Consider the following 15,545-nt stretch of genomic DNA (forward strand, 5'->3'; position numbering starts at 1 on the left):
TTCGCCTTCACCACCACGGCCGTTGGCCAGGTCGCGGGAGTTCATGTGCAGGATCAGCTCGGCGCCGTGCCGGCAGCGCTCACTGGTGGGGGAGACGAGTTCCCCGTCACGGTTCACCACATCCCCTTGCGGGGTGACGATCGCACCGTCGAGCAACGACGGCTGGAGCAACTGTCGGGCCCGGTCGGGATGCGCGAGGTGGCCGAGGGCTTCGGCGCGGAGTTCGTCCCGTGACGCGGTGGAGCCACCGGCCTTCAACACGTCGGCGAGGCGATCGAGCGTCCCGTTCAACTGGGCGGCGTCACCGGCGTCGAGGTTCGCGTAGAGGTCGGTGATGCCAGCGATGGTCCTGTTCGGGGTGAACTCCACGCGGCGGTGCTTCTTGGCGGCCTGGCGTTCGGCTTCCTTGTCATCGTTGAGAATCAACGCGACCTGTGCCTCGGTCGTCGCGACCGCTCGCTTCGAGGTCAGGGGCACCAGACGCAACGCCCACAGGGAGTCGAACTCGCGGGCCTGGGTGAAGTTCAGCTGCAGGGCGGCGCGGGAGATGTCGCGGGCGACCCACACGGGAATGTCGCAGTCGAGGGTGGCCTGCCACAGGATCGGATGCCGGTGGCGGAGGTTGAGCACGTCGGCGGTCCAGACCTGCGCGGTCTCGGGCGAGCAGCCCAATGACATCGCCAACTCGAGGTGGAAGAACTCGGTGATGCCGGGCGTCCCGTCCGCGCCGGGGAAGACGAGCTGTTCACCGTGCAGAACTCTCGCGGTGAGTTCGTCGGTGTGGGTGTTGAGGCCGGAGTAGGTGTCGCAGGCGGCGGCGATCGCGACGAGCTGGCGGGCCGAAGCCTGGGCGATGGTGTCGCTTTCGGCGCGGATCGCGGCGAACACTTCGGCTCGTTCCTTGGTGGTCATTGGTGATCACCTCCTCTCGTCTGCTACGTCCAACATTAGCTACTGTGTTCGAATCATTCAAGAGGGTTTGGGGAATATTTCTGGGTTCATCTCGACACGGTCGCTGCGCGACCTACTCGATGAACGGGGCGTACGGGTTCATCTCGATTGTCGACTGCTCCGGCGCTCCGGTACACTCACTCCTCGGTCGGCACGCCGGCCGATGCCGCCTTAGCTCAGTAGGTAGAGCAACGCACTCGTAATGCGTAGGTCGGGGGTTCGACTCCCCCAGGCGGCTCTCAGGGAGGCATCGATGGCCAAGGACCGGCCGGCACGGGTCAAGGATGTGCACGACGCGGCGCGCGCGATGCCGCACGTGACCGTCGAGGTCGGCAACAGCGGCAACCACGTCTACCAGGTGGGCGGGAGATCTTTCGTCTTCTTCCGCAACCCGCGACCCGACGCCTTCGATCCCGAGACCGGTGAACGCTACGACGACGTGATCGTGATCTGGGTCGCCGACGAGGCCGACAAGCAGGCACTGATCCAGGACCAGAACTCCCCGTTCTTCACCACCCCGCACTTCGACGGGCACCCCTCGATCCTGGTTCGCGCCAGCCGGCTCGGTGAGACCGGCCGACAACTGATCACCGAACTGGTCCAGGAGGCCTGGCTGTCCCGCGCCTCCCGGCGCCGCGCCGATGCCTGGCTCGCGACCGCGGGTCGGTGAGACTCACACCTCGTTGGTACGCCGGGCCATCCGGTCGCCCAGCGTGGTCAGCCGGTCCACCAGGCCACCGCGCCGCAACCCGGTGCGGGCCTGCTCCCCATCCACGGTCTCGCTGTTCGTACCGTGCGGCAGCAGTCGACCCGCCAGCCCGAGCAGCGTCGCGGTGGTACCGGGCAGCAACCCCTGCACCGCGGCGGCCACCCGGGTGAGCGGCGAGATCGGCACCAGCGCCTTGCCGGCCAGGGTGCCGTCGACGATCCGACGCGCGGCGACCTCACCATCGACCGACACCAGCGGCAACGACGCCCCCGGTGCGAACCAGGCGTACTCCTTGGCCGCATCGCCGAAGAACTGCGCCCGCAGGTGCGAACCGGTACGCATCAGCCAGGGGGTGATCGTGGTGACCGTGACACCGGTGCCCGAGGTCGCCGCTCGCAGACCCTGACTGAATCCGTAGGCACCGAATTTCGCTGTGCTGTAAGGGAGAAGATGCGGAACGCTGATCATCCCGCCCACCGACGAGACGGTCCCGATGTGGCCACTGCGCCGCTCCCGCATCCCCGGCAGCACGGTCATCGCGACGTTGATCGGCCCCCACAGCATCACGTCGATCGCCTCGACGAAATGCTCGTGGGTGACCGCCTCCGGCGGGCCGACCTGGATGTTGCCGGCCACCTGGATCGAGGTCTCGATCGGACCCAACTCGGTCTCGATCTGTCGCACCATCGCCCGGACGGCTTCCACCTCCGAGACGTCGCAGGGGTACGCCGTCGCGTCGACCCCTTCCTCGGCCAGCGAACGCACCGCCTGCTGCAGGGCCTCGGCATTCCGGGCGCAGAGCGCCACGCGATACCCACGGCGACCCAGCTCGCGGGCCACCAGCAATCCCAGTCCCCGCGACGCGCCGGCCACCACCGCGATCGGCGCACCTGACTCAGTCATCCCCCCGCCTCCGTCCACCTCGACAAAGCGACATTCCGCCGCTGCAGCAACGATGTCACCACCCCGGACCCGTCACCACCCCGGGGCCACCCGGAACAGCTCACCCGGTCGAGGCGTCGATCAATCCCTGCAGGGAATCCCGCGTACTGGTCAGCTCCGCGATCCGCGCATCGTGCTCGCGCAGGTGCGCGACCAGCAGCGGCACCGCGCACGGCTCCAGCCACCCCGGTTCGTGGATGCAGTCGACCAGTTCCCGGATCACCCGGATCGGCAGCCCGGCATCGAGCAGTTCGCGGATGAAGCGCACCTGCTCGACCGCGTCCTGGTCGAACAGTCGCTGCCCCGCTGAGGATCGCGACGCCCGCAGGACCCCCTCGTTCTCATAGTGGCGCAGCATCCGCGGGCTGACTCGGGCACGGTCCGCCAGCTCACCGATCCGCAGCAACCGCTGCGGGCTTGCCTCTGACACTGGTGTCAACTCCTAGCTTGTCCCCATGCCGATCTCCGAAACCCAGTTCAACGGTAACCGGGCCAGCGCGGAAGACCTTGCTCCGCTGGCATTCGCCGGGTACGCCCACTTCACCGCCATGCAGGTGCGCGACCGCGCGGTCCGCGGGCTCGACCTGCATCTGGCCCGGTTGCGCGCGGCCAGCGAGCAGCTGTTCGGCCGAGCCGTCCCCGATGACCGGATCCGCGACCTGTTGTGCTCCGCGACCGCGGACGCACCGGCCGATCTGTCGCTGACCTGCCATGTGAGTGCCCGCCCGGGCGAGTTCAATCGCGCCAGCACCGACACCGAGCTCGACCTGCTGGTCCGGATCACCCCGGCACCCGACCCCGTCACCCTGGCCGCGCTGCCCCACCAACGGCATCTCCCCCAGCTCAAGCACGTCGGCGAGGTGGCCAAGACCGAGTTGCTGCGGCGGGCGAACGAGGCCGGCTTCGATGACGCGGTCTTCGTCGACCACTCCGGGCGGATCAGCGAGGCGACGATCTGGAACATCGCCTTCTGGGATGGGACATCGGTGATCTGGCCGCAGGCCGAGCTGCTCGACGGCATCACCCAGCAGATCCTGCGTCGCCGGCTGTCCGCGCAGGGAATCCCGCAGACCACTCGACCGGTCCGGGTGATGGACCTCGATGACCGGTTCGCCGCCGCGCTGATGAACTCCTGGAGCCCGGGCATCCCGGTGTCCCGGATCGCCGATCAGCCCCTCGGCGACCACACCGACCTCATCGGACTGCTGCACCGGGAGTACGCCACAGAGCCACCGGTCCCGCTGTGTGACCCCTCGAAGTCCCAATAGACAAAGAAAAACGGGGTGACGACCTGCCGGTCGCCACCCCGTCCCCGAAAGTTGTTGCGGGAGATCAGGCCTGCTTGATCGCCGAGATCTCGAGCTCGAGCTTGACCTTCTCCGAGACCAGCACGCCACCGGTCTCCAGGGCGGCGTTCCAGGTCAGGCCGAAGTCCTTGCGGTTGACGGTGATCTCACCCTCGAAGCCGGCGCGCTGGTTGCCGAAGGGGTCGGTCGCCGAACCGGTGTACTCGAAGGGAATGGTCACCGGCTGGGTGACACCCTTGATGGTCAGGTTGCCGGCCACGTCGAAGGTGTCGTCGCCGGTCACCTTCACACCGGTGGACTCGAAGTGCCAGCTCGGGTGCTGGGCGACGTCGAAGAAGTCGGGCGAAGCCAGGTGCGCATCGCGATCGGAGCTGCGGGTGTCGACCGAGGCGGGGTCGATGGTGACGCGCACCGAGGAGTTGTCGGGATTCTGGCCGTCCAGGTTGGCGGTGCCCTCGAACTTCTCGAAGGAACCTCGGACCTTGGCCACCATGGCGTGACGCGCGACGAAGCTCAACGAGCTGTGCGCGGCGTCGATGGCGTAGGTCCCGGTCAGTTCGCTCAGGTTGCTCACGTTTCTCCTTCAGAGTTGAATGTTCAATCAATCTACTGCCACTTTCAATCAAAGACAAGTTCACCGCAACTGCGGCATCAGGATGGTGAACGGGACGCAAATGCGTGTAGAACTGTCCCATGCGCAACTATCGGGTGAGCGAAGCCGCGGCACTCCTGGGTGTCAGCGACGACACGGTCCGTCGGTTGGTCGACTCCGGACAGGTGCCGGCCGAGACCGACTCGGCGGGCCGGCTGACCATTCCCGGACCGGACCTGGCGGCGTACGCCGAATCCCGCCCGCAGGCCGCCGAGGACCCCTTCGGCGGCGCACTGTCGGCCCGCAACCGGCTGACCGGCATCGTCACCGAGGTCCGCACCGATGGGGTGATGGGCCAGGTGCAGCTGCGTTGCGGCCCGCACCGGATCACCTCGTTGATCAGCGCCGACTCGGTCCGCGACCTCGGCCTGGAACCGGGTGCCCTGGCGGTCGCGGTGATCAAGGCGACCACGGTGATCATCGAGTCCGAGGGGGCGGCCGAGTGAGCGTCCGGAACGCAACCACCGCAGCGATCGCGGCCATCGGCGTACTCGCCCTCACCGCCTGTTCGCAGTCCCCCGCCGCCGGGGAACCGGCCGCTACCACGAAGCAGACGATCACCGTCTATGCCGCCGCTTCGCTGACCAAGGCCTTCACCCAGCTGGGCAAGGACTACCAGGAGCAGCACCCCGGCAGCACAGTCCGGCTCACCTTCGGCGGGTCGGCGGATCTGCTGACCCAGTTGCAGAACGGCGCCCCCGGCGATGTGCTCGCCACCGCCGACGAGGCGACCATGACCAAGGCGGTGAACGCGAAACTGAACGGCGGCGAACCGGAGATCTTCGCCACCAACCGGCTCACCATCGCCACCGCACCCGGCAATCCCAGGCAGATCGCCTCCCTCGCCGATCTGGACAAGGTCAGTCTGGTCACCTGTGCACCCCAGGTGCCCTGCGGCAATGCCACCGGGCAGGTCGCCCGCGCGGCCGGGGTGACGCTGAAGCCGGTCAGCGAGGAGAACAGCGTGACCGATGTGCTCGGCAAGGTGACCGGCGGCCAGGCCGACGCCGGGATCGTCTATCGGACCGACACCCGGGCGGCCGGTGACAAGGTCACCGCCGTCGACTTCCCGCAGGCCGATCAGGTGCTGAACCGCTACCCGATCGTGGTGCTGGCCTCCTCCACCGGGCCCGGCCCGGCCAAGAGCTTCACCGATTTCATCCGTGGCCCCCGCGGCCAGCAGGTGCTCGCCGACGCCGGCTTCGGCGCCGGCGACTGAGCGGTCTCAGGAGCAGGTGAGGTCGGTCGCCGGTACGCCGGTGGTGAAGGTCTGCACGACCGCATCGTCGACACACTTCGATTTGCCGCCATAGGCCGCGTGCCCCTCCCCCTGATAGGTCAGCAACCGGGCCGCGCCGAGTTCGCGAGCCATCCGGGGGGCGTATTCGTAGGGTGTGGCCGAGTCCCCGGTCGTGCCGATCACCAGGATCTGGGGCACCCCGGGGGCGGTGACCGGACCGGGCATCGGTTTCGGCGGCACCGGCCAGCTCGGGCAGACGTAGTCGGGTCCGAAGTAGCGCCCGAAGATCGGTGCCTGCCGGGTCTCCTGCTCGGCCTTCGCGTCGGCGGCGGCCAGGCCCTTGTCCGGGCGGTCCAGGCAGCGGATCGCGTCGAAGGCGTACGCCCGGTTCGCGTACCGGCCATCGGCGCTGCGGCCCTCGTAGCTGTCGGCCATCTCGAGCAGCGCCCTGCCGTCCCCGGCGCGTGCCTGCTCGATCGCCTCGAGCAGCTTCGGCCAGCCGGATTCGGTTCCGTACAAGGAAGAGATCACCCCGGTCACCGCCAGTGACTGGGTCAGCGGCCGGTTCCCGCCGGCCGGGATCGGGGCCCCGTCGGCACCGTCGAAGAGACCGGTGATCCGGGCGAGGACAGCCGCGCGATCGCTGCCCAGACTGCAGTTCCGGCCGGCGCACCAGTCCGCGAATTCGGTCAGCGCCCGGTCGAAGCCCATCGCCTGCACCACCGACTGGTCGTCGGGGATCACGTTCACCGCACTGTCCAGCACCATCGCCCCGACCCGGTCGGGATACATCTGGGCATAGCGGGAGCCGATCGCGGTGCCATAGGAGTAGCCGAGGAACTGCAGCTTCGGATCGCCGACGAGCCCGCGCAACAGATCCAGGTCGCGCACCGTGTCGACGGTCGAGATGTGCTCCAGCAGTTCGCCCGAGTTGGCCAGGCAGGCGCGGCCGAAATCGGCGTTCAGCTGCCGGTACGCCGCCCGCTCGGCCTCGTCGTCGGGTGAACTGTCCGCGGCCAGCAGGGTGTCGGTCTGGGCCGGGTCGGTGCAGCGCACCGGGGTGGAGGCACCGGTGCCACGCGGATCCCAGCCGACGATGTCGTACTGCTCCAGACCGGTACGCTGCAGACCGGCCGCCAACCAGCGACCACCCTCCCCCGGCCCACCGGGGTTGACGAACAGGGTGCCCAGCCGCGGCTGCCTGCTGGCCGGGACCTTGAGCAGCGCCAGGGTGACCGCACGCTCGTCGGGGCGCTCGGCATCCAGCGGGGCGAGGGCATTCGCGCACTCGTACGCCCGGTTGCCGATCGTGCAGCGGTTCCAGTCGAGGCGCTGCTGCTGATAACGGGTGGGACCTGCACCCGGGGGCGGGTCGACGAGCCCGGTCGGGGTGACCTCGGGGATCGGCAGCTGCGGCCGGTCCGGTGCGGTGGCCTCGCCGGCCGGACGGGTGGCGGCCGGCTGCGGCGTACCGAACAGGGCGGGGTCGGGCGCGGGGGCCGGTGCTGGTGCGGCGGCGCTGCACCCGGTGACGGTCATCGCGAGGGCGAGCAGCCAACCGATTCCCAGCCGCGCCCTCATGGGTGCAAATGTAGGCGGATCGGGGTAACCGCGATGGTCACCCCGATCCGCCGTGGGTCGAGCAGGGTCGGTATCAGGCCTTGGCGGCCGCGCGACGGCGCCGGAAGGCGGCGTCCACGCTGGCACCACCGGCGCCGACGCAGAGGAACAGCAGACCGACGGCACCGAGCAGCAGCTCCAGCTCACCGGACAGGGTGTTGCCGGTGAACGGGTTCTGCACCCACTTCACGAACACCAGCGCACCGATGCCGATGGCGGCCAGGCCGAGACCGGCGAGCCGGGTCAGCAGGCCGAGCACCAGGGCGAGCGCGATCGCGACCTCGCTGGCGGCGAGCACATAGCTCATGATCACCGGCTCGGGGATGATCGTGTTGTTCAGCATCTGCTGCACCGAGCCGATGTCCATCGCCTTGGCGTAACCGTGGATGCCGATGATGCCGGCGGCGACCAGGCGGAGCAGCAGCAGGCCGAGCGAACCGAGGAACTTGTCGGTGGTGCGCTTCGGCTTCGGGGCGACCGCGACCGGCTCGGGCTCGGTGTTCTTGCGGCGGGTGCCCAGGGCCTTCTCCCGCTCGCGGCGGCGACGCTCGCGCTCGGCGGCGTCGGCGGGCGGGGCGGGGACCGGCTGCACCTGGGTGCGCTCGTCACCGGTATCGAGACGCGCGGTCCGCTCATCCTGCGAATCGACGCCCTCGAGGTCGAGCGGCTGGGTCTCCTCGACTGCCGAGGAGCCGGAACGGGGAAGAGTCTCGCGTACGCTCATGTGGGAAGTCCTTCGACGGTGGGGAAGTCAAGAGGTCTGTCGGCTGACCGCTATCAGGCTAACTCCGCGGCCGGCGTACGCCCGGGAGCGACACGGGTCAGCGATCGGCTTCCACCAGTGAGATCAGCATCGATTCGACCGCGAGCAGCGGCGCCACATTGCCCTCCAGGGCGGTCCGGCAGGCGAGCAGGGCGTCGATCCGCCGCAGCGTCGCCTCCGGGGTGGTCCGCCGGGCCAGGACGCCGATCTGCTTGCCCAGTTCGGGATTGACCAGCTCGGCATCCGCCCCGGTCTGGGTGGCGAGGACATCGCGGTAGTAACCGGTCAGCTCGGTCAGTGCCCGATCCAGGGCGTCGCGCTGCAGCCGCTTGGCGCGGGCCTTCTGCTGCTCCTCGAGATCCTTCAGTGCGGCGGCGGCCTGCCGCGGCCGGGCGCCCTTGGTGCCGAAGCCGAGCGCCTCCTCCAGCTCCTTGCGCTCCCGGGCATCGAGCTCGGCGGTGGCCACCGAGGCCTCCTCGCTGGTCGCCGCGACCAGGTCGGCGGCCGCGTCCAGGCAGGGCCCCAGCCCGGTCAACCGGCCGGGAATGGCGAGCACCTCGCGGCGCCGGTTGCGGGCGCCCTCGTCGCGGGCCAGTGCCCGGGCGCGGCCGACGTGACCACTCGCGGCACGGGCCGCGTACGCCGCCATCGCCGGGTCGATGCCGTCGCGGCGGATCAGCAGCTCGGCGACCGCGGCCGGGTTCGGGGTGGTCAGGGTGAGCAGCCGGCACCGGGAGCGGATGGTGGCGACCACGTCATCGGGGGTGGGCGCGCAGAGGATCCAGACCGTCCGCTGGGCCGGCTCCTCGATCGCCTTGAGCAGCGCGTCGGCACCCCGCTCGGTGACCCGGTCGGCGTCCTCGACGACGAGCACCTGCTTGCGGCCGAGGGTCGGACTCATCGACGCCCGGCGGACCAGGTCGCGGACCTCCTCGACACCGATCGACAGCATCTCGGTGCGGACCAGGGTGACATCGGGATGGGCCCCGGACAGCGCGGTCCGGCAGGCGGTGCACTCACCGCAACCGCCGCGCTCGCACTGCAACGCCGCGGCGAACGCGCGCGCGGCGTTGGAGCGCCCCGACCCGGGCGGCCCGGTGATCAACCAGGCGTGGCTCATCGCATGCTGCTCGCCGCGGACCGCGCGGGACAGCACGTCGATCGCGGGCTGCTGGCCGACCAGGTCGGCCCACACCCCCGGTGCGGGCGCGGTCTGCGGGGAACTGGTCATGGCCCCAGTGTGCCGCGCGGCACCGACAACGACCCAGCCACCCGCTCGGCCACCGCGGCGGCGATCTCGTCGCGGCTGCGGCGGGCCGGCAGCACCAGATAGCGGTCCGGGTCGGCGGCGGCGAGTTCGAGGAACGCCGCTCGGACCCGGGCATGGAACTCCACCCCGAGCCCCTCCAGCCGGTCCTTGCTCTCCTTGCGGTGCACGGCCTCGTCGGGATCGACATCGAGCAACACGGTCAGGTCGGGTCGCAGCCCGTCGGTGGCCCAGTCGACCAGCCCGGCCACCTGGTCGGCACCCAGGCCCCGCCCCGCGCCCTGGTAGGCGATCATCGAGTCGATGTAGCGGTCGCAGACCACCACCGAGCCGTCGGCGAGCGCCGGGCGTACCACCTGCGCCAGATGCTGCGCCTTGTCCGCGGCGATCAGCAGCGCCTCGGCGCGCAGGTCGACCTCGCCGGTGCCCGGGTCCAGCACGATCCGGCGGATCTGCTGGCCCAGCTCGGTGTCACCCGGTTCGTGGGTGAGCAGCACCCGCTGCCCGCGGGCGGCCAGCCAGTCGGCGAGCCGGCGCACCTGGGTGGACTTGCCGGCGCCGTCACCACCCTCGAAGACGACGAACACCTCACAGCTCCTTCGCGGCGCGGCGCAGCCGACGCTCGATCCGGGGCCAGTCGTCGAGCAGGTCCGCGCGGGCGTCCTGTTCGGCCACCGCGACCCGCTCATAGGCCCGGCCGGCGGCGAACGCCTGCTCCGAGGTCAGATCGTCCAACCGCAGCTGCTGCCGCTCGTCGTGGGCTTCCAGACACTCATCCAGCGCGGCCACCAACCGGGTCGCCCGGCGGCGCAGGGCGCGGACCGGTTTCGTCTCCTCGGCCTGTACGCCGCAGCAGTCGCGTACCCCCTCCGCGGCCCGCAGCGCGGCCAACCAGTCGCCGTCGGCCCCCTCCTCGGCGGACAGCCCGGCCATCGCCCGGCGCAGGTCCCGGACCCGTTGCCGCAACAGCCCGCTCAGCGCGGTACCGGCCGGTTCCGCACCCGCGTCACCGAGCGCCGGGGCCCGGCTCGCCGACACCAACCGGTCCAGCAGCCGCAGATAGCGCTCCCCGGACAGCTCGGCCGGCACGGTGTCGGCGGTGGTGCCGCGGACCGCCTGCGCGGCCCAGTCGAGTTCGGCGGCGAGGTCACCGCTCCACTGCGGATCCAGCAGCGGGACCATCCCCTGCAGCTCGGTCCGCATCCGCAGCAGTTCACCGGCGAGCTCGCGGGCCCCGCGGCGATGGCCGCCGCGGACCGCGAGGTCGGCGCGGGTGATCCGCCGCAACCGGGCCGCGAGCAATCCGCCGACGAACCGCTCCAGGGTGTCCTCGGGATCGGGGTCGCGGCCCTCGGGCAGGTCGCTGAGACCGGTCGCGGGGGCACCGAGACGCTGCGCCAGCGGCGGGAACCCGGCGACCTGGGTGCCGCCGGCGGCGTTCAGCGATCCGGTGAGCCAGGCGGCCTGGCCGCTGGTCAGCCGATTGCCGACCCCGGTCAGGGTGAGCTGACGGTACCGGGCGGTGGTCACCCCGCCGGAGCGGACCTGGACGGCCTCGTTGCGGAGCACCGCGATCAGCTTCCGCTCGCCGTCGCGCAGCGCGTACTCCTCCCGCCGGCAGGTCAGCGCCGCGGTCGGCCCGAGCGCCGCGCCGCGGCGGAACGGGCGTACCAGGTCGGCCAGTTCGTCGGGCAGGTCGCCCTCCCCGAGCTGCTCGATCCGCTCGGCCGGCAGCCAGGGCGCCCAGCCGTCGCCGGCCAGGTACCACTCACCGCGGCCGTCCAGCACCCGGTGCGCGAGCCAGATCCCGGCGCGGACCAGGCGGTGGTCGGGGGCGTCCAGCACGGTGACGTCGATCGTGTACGGGGCGTGCTCACCGCCGCGCAGCGAGACGCTGGCCAGCCCGAGTTCGGGGTTGACCAGCCGCCCCACCCTGGCCTGCCAGGGCAGCTCGAAACGGCGTACCTCGACCCGACGACTCTTGCCCATCGGCGCGATCCTAGCCGTTCGGGCACCGGGCCGGTTCCGGGTTAGACTGGGGGCACTCTGTGGGTCTGGTGAGCACGCGGCGTGGTCGGGAGCGTGCTCGTGAGTCGTCCCCGGAGGATGCGTGATCGAGTTGTCCGACCAGACTTCCCATTCCCGGCCGGTACGCCCCCAGCAGCCCAGTCTGCTGCGTACCGGCGGGTTGCCTTTTCTGCTGACCGCGGCCTTCGGCCGGTTGCCGGCGGCGATGATCCAGCTCGGCGTGCTGCTCTACGTCACCCGCGCCGGCGGTGGCCTGGCGACCGCCGGGCTGACCGTCGCCGCGCTCGGCATCGGTACCGCGCTGGGCGCGCCCGTCGTCGGCCGGCTCGTCGATCGGTACGGGGCGCTGCCGGTGCTGCTCGGCGCCACCGCCGTGCAGCTCGGTTCGCTGTTCGGGCTGATGTGGGTCGGGGTGTCGGCGCTGCCGGCGCTGCTCGGCCTGGCGGCCCTGCTGGGCGCCGCCAATCCGCAGGTGGCCGCGATCGCCCGCAGTCGGTGGACCCGGCTGGCGCGCTATGCCGACGACCGCCCCGATCTGGCCGGCGGGGATCAGCTGGTCCGCCGCGCCCTGGGGTACGAGTCGGCGATCGACGAGGTCAGTTTCGTGCTCGGCCCGGCCCTCGGCGGGGTGCTGATCGGCGCCCTCGGCGCCCGCCCCGGGTTGCTGGTCATCGCCGCACTGACCCTGTTCGGTCAGGGCGCGTTCGCGCTGTTCCTGCTCCGCGAACCGACATCGGCCCTGGCCGGGCAGAGCGGCCGCGGGCCGATCCCGTGGCGGGTGATGCTGGCGCCGCTGCTCGCGGCGGGCGCCGTCGGCGTCGGTTTCGGCAGCCTGCAGACCGGTCTGGCCGCGCACTTCGAGGCCGTCGGGCAGGCGGGCCTGACCGGGCCGGTGTACGCCGTGGTCGGCGTCGGCAGCGGTGTCGCCTCGCTGCTCACCGGCCGACTGCCGGGGCCGGTCTGGCCGCGGCTGCCGATCGGCGGGGTGATGCTGGTCGCCGGTGCGCTGCTGATGGCCGGCACCCTGGATTCGTTGCCGCTGCTGGTGCTCGGCGCCCTGCTCGCCGGGCTCGGGATCGGCCCGATCCTGGTCAGCGCCTTCACCCTGGTCGAGCGGTTCGCCCCCCGCGCCTCGCTGACCACCGCGATGACGGCGATGGCCACCGCCACGGTGCTCGGGGTCTCCCTGGGTGCGGCGGTCGGCGGCCGGCTCGACCAGCCGCTGCTGATGGCCGTCGCTGCCGGCGTCCTGGCCGCCCTGTTGGGCGTACCGGCCCGGAAAGCCGACTGAGCGTACGTCGGTCAGCTCTTCTTGGCGGCCTTCTTCGCCGCGGTCTTCTTGGCCGGGGCCTTCTTGGCGGTCGACTTCTTCGCTGCGGTCTTCTTGGCGGGGGCCTTCTTGGTGGCCTTCTTCGCCGTCGCCTTCTTGCGGGTGGCCTTCTTGGCCGGGCCCTTGGCGCGCTTCTCGGCGAGCAACTCGGCACCGCGCTCGGCGGTGATCGCCTCCACCGAGTCGTCGCGGCGCAGGGTCGCGTTGGTCTCCCCATCGGTCACATAGGGACCGAACCGGCCGTCCTTGACCACCATCGGCTTGCCGGAGGCGGGATCGTCGCCGAGTTCCTTCAGCGGCGGCTTGGCGGCGGCCCGGCCGCGGCGCTTGGGCTGGGCATAGATCGCCTCGGCCTGCTCCAGGGTGATGCTGAAGATCTGGTCCTCGGACTCCAGCGAACGGGAGTCGGTGCCCTTCTTCAGATACGGCCCGTAACGACCGTTCTGCGCGGTGATCTCGACGCCCTCGGCGTCCTTGCCGACCACCCGCGGCAGGTTCATCAGTTCCAGGGCCTGCTCGAGGGTGACGGTGTCGATGTCCATGCTGCGGAAGAGCGACCCGGTCCGCGGCTTGGCCGACTTCGGCGCATCCTCACCGAGCACCTCGGTGACATAGGGCCCGAAGCGGCCGTTGCGGGCGACCACCGGGTTGCCGGTCTGCGGATCGGTGCCGAGCTCGCGCTCCTCACCCATCGGCTTGGCCAGCAGCTCCTTGGCGTACTCGACGGTGAGCTCATCGGGCGGCAGATCCTCGGGCACATTGGCCCGCTTCTCCTCCGGCCCCTCGACATAGGTGCCGTAGCGACCGACCCGGACCACGATCCCGGAGTCCAGGTCACCGAGCGGGAAGGTCGACAGCCGACGGGCGTCGATCTCGCCGAGCTCGTTGACCAGGGAGTGCAGCCCGGCCGCGTCCCCGGCGCCGAACCAGAAGTCCTTGAGCACCTCGAGCCGGGCCATGTCACCGCGGGCGACCTCATCGAGGTCGGCCTCCATGGTGGCGGTGAACTGGTAGTCGATCAGCTTCGGGAAATGTTCCTCCAGCAACCGGGTGACACCGAACGCGAGCCAGGTCGGTACCAGCGCGGAGCCCCGCTTGAAGACGTAGTCGCGACTGGTGATGGTGCGGATGATCGAGGCATAGGTCGAGGGCCGGCCGATCTCCAGCTCCTCCAGTTTCGCCACCAGCGAGGGCTCGGTGTAGCGGGCCGGCGGCTTGGTCTCGTGGCCGCTGGCGGTCACCTTCTCCGCGCTCAGCGACTGGCCCTGGACTAGCTGCGGCAGCCGGGACTGGGCGTCGTCGGACTGGCTGCCCTCGCGGGACTCGTCGACCGCCTCCACGTACGCCTTCAGGAAGCCGTGGAAGGTGATGGTCCGCCCCGAGGCGGTGAACGTGCAGACCTCGGGGGTCGCGCCACTGGCGGTGATCCTCACCGTGACGGTCTGGCCCTCGGCGTCCTTCATCTGGGAGGCGATGGTGCGCATCCAGATCAGCTCGTAGAGCCGGAAGTGGTCGCCCGACAGCCCGGTCTGGGCCGGGGTCTGGAAGGTCTCACCGGCGGGCCGGATCGCCTCGTGCGCCTCCTGGGCGTTCTTCACCTTGGAGGCGTACGCCCGGGGCTGGGCGGGCAGGTAGTTGCCGCCGAAGAGCTGCTGGACCTGGTTGCGGGCGGCGCTGATCGCCTGCGCCGACAGCGCCACCGAGTCGGTACGCATGTAGGTGATGTAGCCGCGCTCGTAGAGGTCCTGGGCCACCGACATCGCCCGCTGCGCGGAGAAGCCGAGCTTGCGGCCGGCCTCCTGCTGCATCGTGGTGGTCCGGAAGGGGGCGTACGGCTTGCGGGTGTAGGGCCGCGAATCGACGCTGGCCACCTGCCAGTCGGCCTGCGGCAGCGCGTCGGCGAGCGAGCGGGCGGCCTGCTCGTCGAGGTGCACCAGATTGCTGCCGGTGAGGTTGCCGCGGGAGTCGAAGTCGCGGCCCTGGGCGACCCGGCGCTCCCCCACCTGGGTGAGCCGGGAGGTGAAGGTGGGCGGCTCGGCCTCGCTGCCGGCGTTCAGCAGCGCGTCGAGATCCCAGTAGCTGGCGGAGCGGAACGCCATTCGCTCCCGTTCCCGGTCGACGACCAGCCGGGTCGCCACCGACTGCACCCGGCCCGCCGACAGCCGCGGCTTGACCTTGCGCCAGAGCACCGGGGAGACCTCGTAGCCGTAGAGCCGGTCCAGGATCCGGCGGGCCTCCTGCGCATCCACCAGATCGATGTCCAGTTCGCGCGGGTTGGCCACCGCTTCCTGGATCGCCTGCTCGGTGATCTCGTGGAAGACCATCCGCAGCGCCGGCACCTTTGGCTTGAGCTGCTGCATCAGGTGCCAGGCGATCGCCTCGCCCTCGCGGTCACCGTCGGTGGCGAGCAGCAGTTCGTCGGCGTCGGCGAGCGCCGCCTTCAGCTCGCGGACGGTGCCCTTCTTCTCGGCGGGCACCACGTAGAGCGGGTCGAAATCGTCGGGGATGTTCACCCCGAGCCGCGCCCACGGCTGGCCCTTGTACTTGGCGGGGATGTCGGCCGACCCCTGCGGCAGGTCGCAGATGTGGCCCCGGCTCGACTCCACGACATAGCCGTCGCCGAGGTAGCTCGCGATCTTGGACGCCTTGGTGGGCGACTCGACGATGACGAGGCGGCGCGGGACTGTCTGGGTCGTCACGTTTGCCTTTCTGCCGGAACGGGGTCGAACGGGGTCA

15 protein-coding genes and 1 tRNA gene are annotated in these 15,545 nt (G+C 70.7%); 6 read left to right on the forward strand and 10 right to left on the reverse strand.

Translation table 11 applies throughout. The features are described 5' to 3' along the window. The coding region (locus C8D81_RS00005; protein WP_133625313.1) for a DUF222 domain-containing protein at positions 1-912 on the reverse strand (912 nt) is incomplete at its 3' end. Between the two features lie 204 nt (positions 913-1,116). On the opposite strand from C8D81_RS00005, the gene C8D81_RS00010 reads away from it, so the two are divergent. Together C8D81_RS00010 and C8D81_RS00015 are read left to right on the forward strand one after the other, a co-directional pair. Then, positions 1,117-1,189, forward strand: a tRNA-Thr gene (locus C8D81_RS00010). Positions 1,190-1,204: 15 nt separating this feature from the next. Beyond that, positions 1,205-1,621: an MmcQ/YjbR family DNA-binding protein gene (locus C8D81_RS00015; RefSeq protein ID WP_094430085.1), complete on the forward strand. Its 417-nt coding sequence runs from the start codon at positions 1,205-1,207 to the stop codon at positions 1,619-1,621. A 3-nt stretch (positions 1,622-1,624) separates the two neighbouring features. Here C8D81_RS00015 and C8D81_RS00020 read toward each other — a convergent pair whose 3' ends face one another. Next, a complete protein-coding gene (locus C8D81_RS00020) occupies positions 1,625-2,563 on the reverse strand; it encodes an SDR family NAD(P)-dependent oxidoreductase (RefSeq protein WP_094430084.1) in 939 nt (312 codons plus the stop codon). Between the two features lie 100 nt (positions 2,564-2,663). Beyond that, entirely contained in the window at positions 2,664-3,032 is a 369-nt protein-coding gene (locus C8D81_RS00025; RefSeq protein WP_208109040.1) for a MerR family transcriptional regulator, read from the reverse strand. A gap of 25 nt (positions 3,033-3,057) precedes the next feature. On the opposite strand from C8D81_RS00025, the gene C8D81_RS00030 reads away from it, so the two are divergent. Continuing rightward, positions 3,058-3,870: an aminotransferase class IV family protein gene (locus C8D81_RS00030; RefSeq protein ID WP_133625314.1), complete on the forward strand. Its 813-nt coding sequence runs from the start codon at positions 3,058-3,060 to the stop codon at positions 3,868-3,870. 64 nt (positions 3,871-3,934) lie between these two features. Here C8D81_RS00030 and C8D81_RS00035 read toward each other — a convergent pair whose 3' ends face one another. Next, positions 3,935-4,483, reverse strand: a complete 549-nt coding sequence (locus C8D81_RS00035; RefSeq protein WP_094357860.1) for a YceI family protein — start codon at positions 4,481-4,483, stop codon at positions 3,935-3,937. A gap of 119 nt (positions 4,484-4,602) precedes the next feature. Here C8D81_RS00035 and C8D81_RS21110 point away from each other — a divergent pair, with 119 nt between their 5' ends. Beyond that, on the forward strand, positions 4,603-5,007 hold the full coding sequence (locus tag C8D81_RS21110; protein WP_208109041.1) for a TOBE domain-containing protein: 405 nt from the start codon (positions 4,603-4,605) through the stop codon (positions 5,005-5,007). Beyond that, a complete protein-coding gene (gene modA / locus C8D81_RS21115; protein ID WP_094430080.1) occupies positions 5,004-5,780 on the forward strand; it encodes a molybdate ABC transporter substrate-binding protein in 777 nt (258 codons plus the stop codon). Before C8D81_RS21110 ends, modA begins: the two co-directional genes overlap by 4 nt. Before the next feature lie 6 nt (positions 5,781-5,786). Here the strand turns inward: modA and C8D81_RS00045 are convergent, their stop codons facing one another. From C8D81_RS00045 to C8D81_RS00065, 5 genes are all read right to left on the reverse strand, one after another. Next, positions 5,787-7,382 carry an alpha/beta hydrolase gene (locus C8D81_RS00045; protein ID WP_094430079.1) on the reverse strand — a complete coding sequence of 532 codons (1,596 nt, stop codon included), beginning with the start codon at positions 7,380-7,382 and terminating at the stop codon, positions 5,787-5,789. A 73-nt stretch (positions 7,383-7,455) separates the two neighbouring features. Further along, the gene (locus tag C8D81_RS00050; protein ID WP_094357868.1) at positions 7,456-8,145 is read right to left on the reverse strand and encodes a DoxX family protein; all 690 of its coding nucleotides are present in this window, start codon (positions 8,143-8,145) and stop codon (positions 7,456-7,458) included. A gap of 97 nt (positions 8,146-8,242) precedes the next feature. Then, positions 8,243-9,415: a DNA polymerase III subunit delta' gene (locus C8D81_RS00055; RefSeq protein ID WP_094357869.1), complete on the reverse strand. Its 1,173-nt coding sequence runs from the start codon at positions 9,413-9,415 to the stop codon at positions 8,243-8,245. Further along, positions 9,412-10,038 (reverse strand): dTMP kinase, encoded by a 627-nt coding sequence (gene tmk / locus C8D81_RS00060; RefSeq protein WP_098476963.1) that lies wholly within the window; start codon positions 10,036-10,038, stop codon positions 9,412-9,414. The genes C8D81_RS00055 and tmk overlap by 4 nt, the downstream gene beginning before the upstream one ends. A 1-nt stretch (position 10,039) precedes the next feature. Further along, positions 10,040-11,440, reverse strand: coding sequence for a hypothetical protein (locus C8D81_RS00065; protein WP_133625316.1), 1,401 nt, complete (start codon positions 11,438-11,440; stop codon positions 10,040-10,042). Between the two features lie 121 nt (positions 11,441-11,561). Here C8D81_RS00065 and C8D81_RS00070 point away from each other — a divergent pair, with 121 nt between their 5' ends. Beyond that, positions 11,562-12,770 (forward strand): MFS transporter, encoded by a 1,209-nt coding sequence (locus C8D81_RS00070; protein ID WP_133625317.1) that lies wholly within the window; start codon positions 11,562-11,564, stop codon positions 12,768-12,770. Between the two features lie 11 nt (positions 12,771-12,781). On the opposite strand, the gene topA is transcribed toward C8D81_RS00070, so the two are convergent. Beyond that, positions 12,782-15,508, reverse strand: coding sequence for a type I DNA topoisomerase (gene topA, locus C8D81_RS00075; protein ID WP_133625318.1), 2,727 nt, complete (start codon positions 15,506-15,508; stop codon positions 12,782-12,784). Between the last annotated feature and the right edge of the window lie 37 nt (positions 15,509-15,545).

It is taken from the genome of Enemella evansiae (genome assembly GCF_004362375.1).
Lineage (GTDB): Bacteria > Actinomycetota > Actinomycetes > Propionibacteriales > Propionibacteriaceae > Enemella > Enemella evansiae.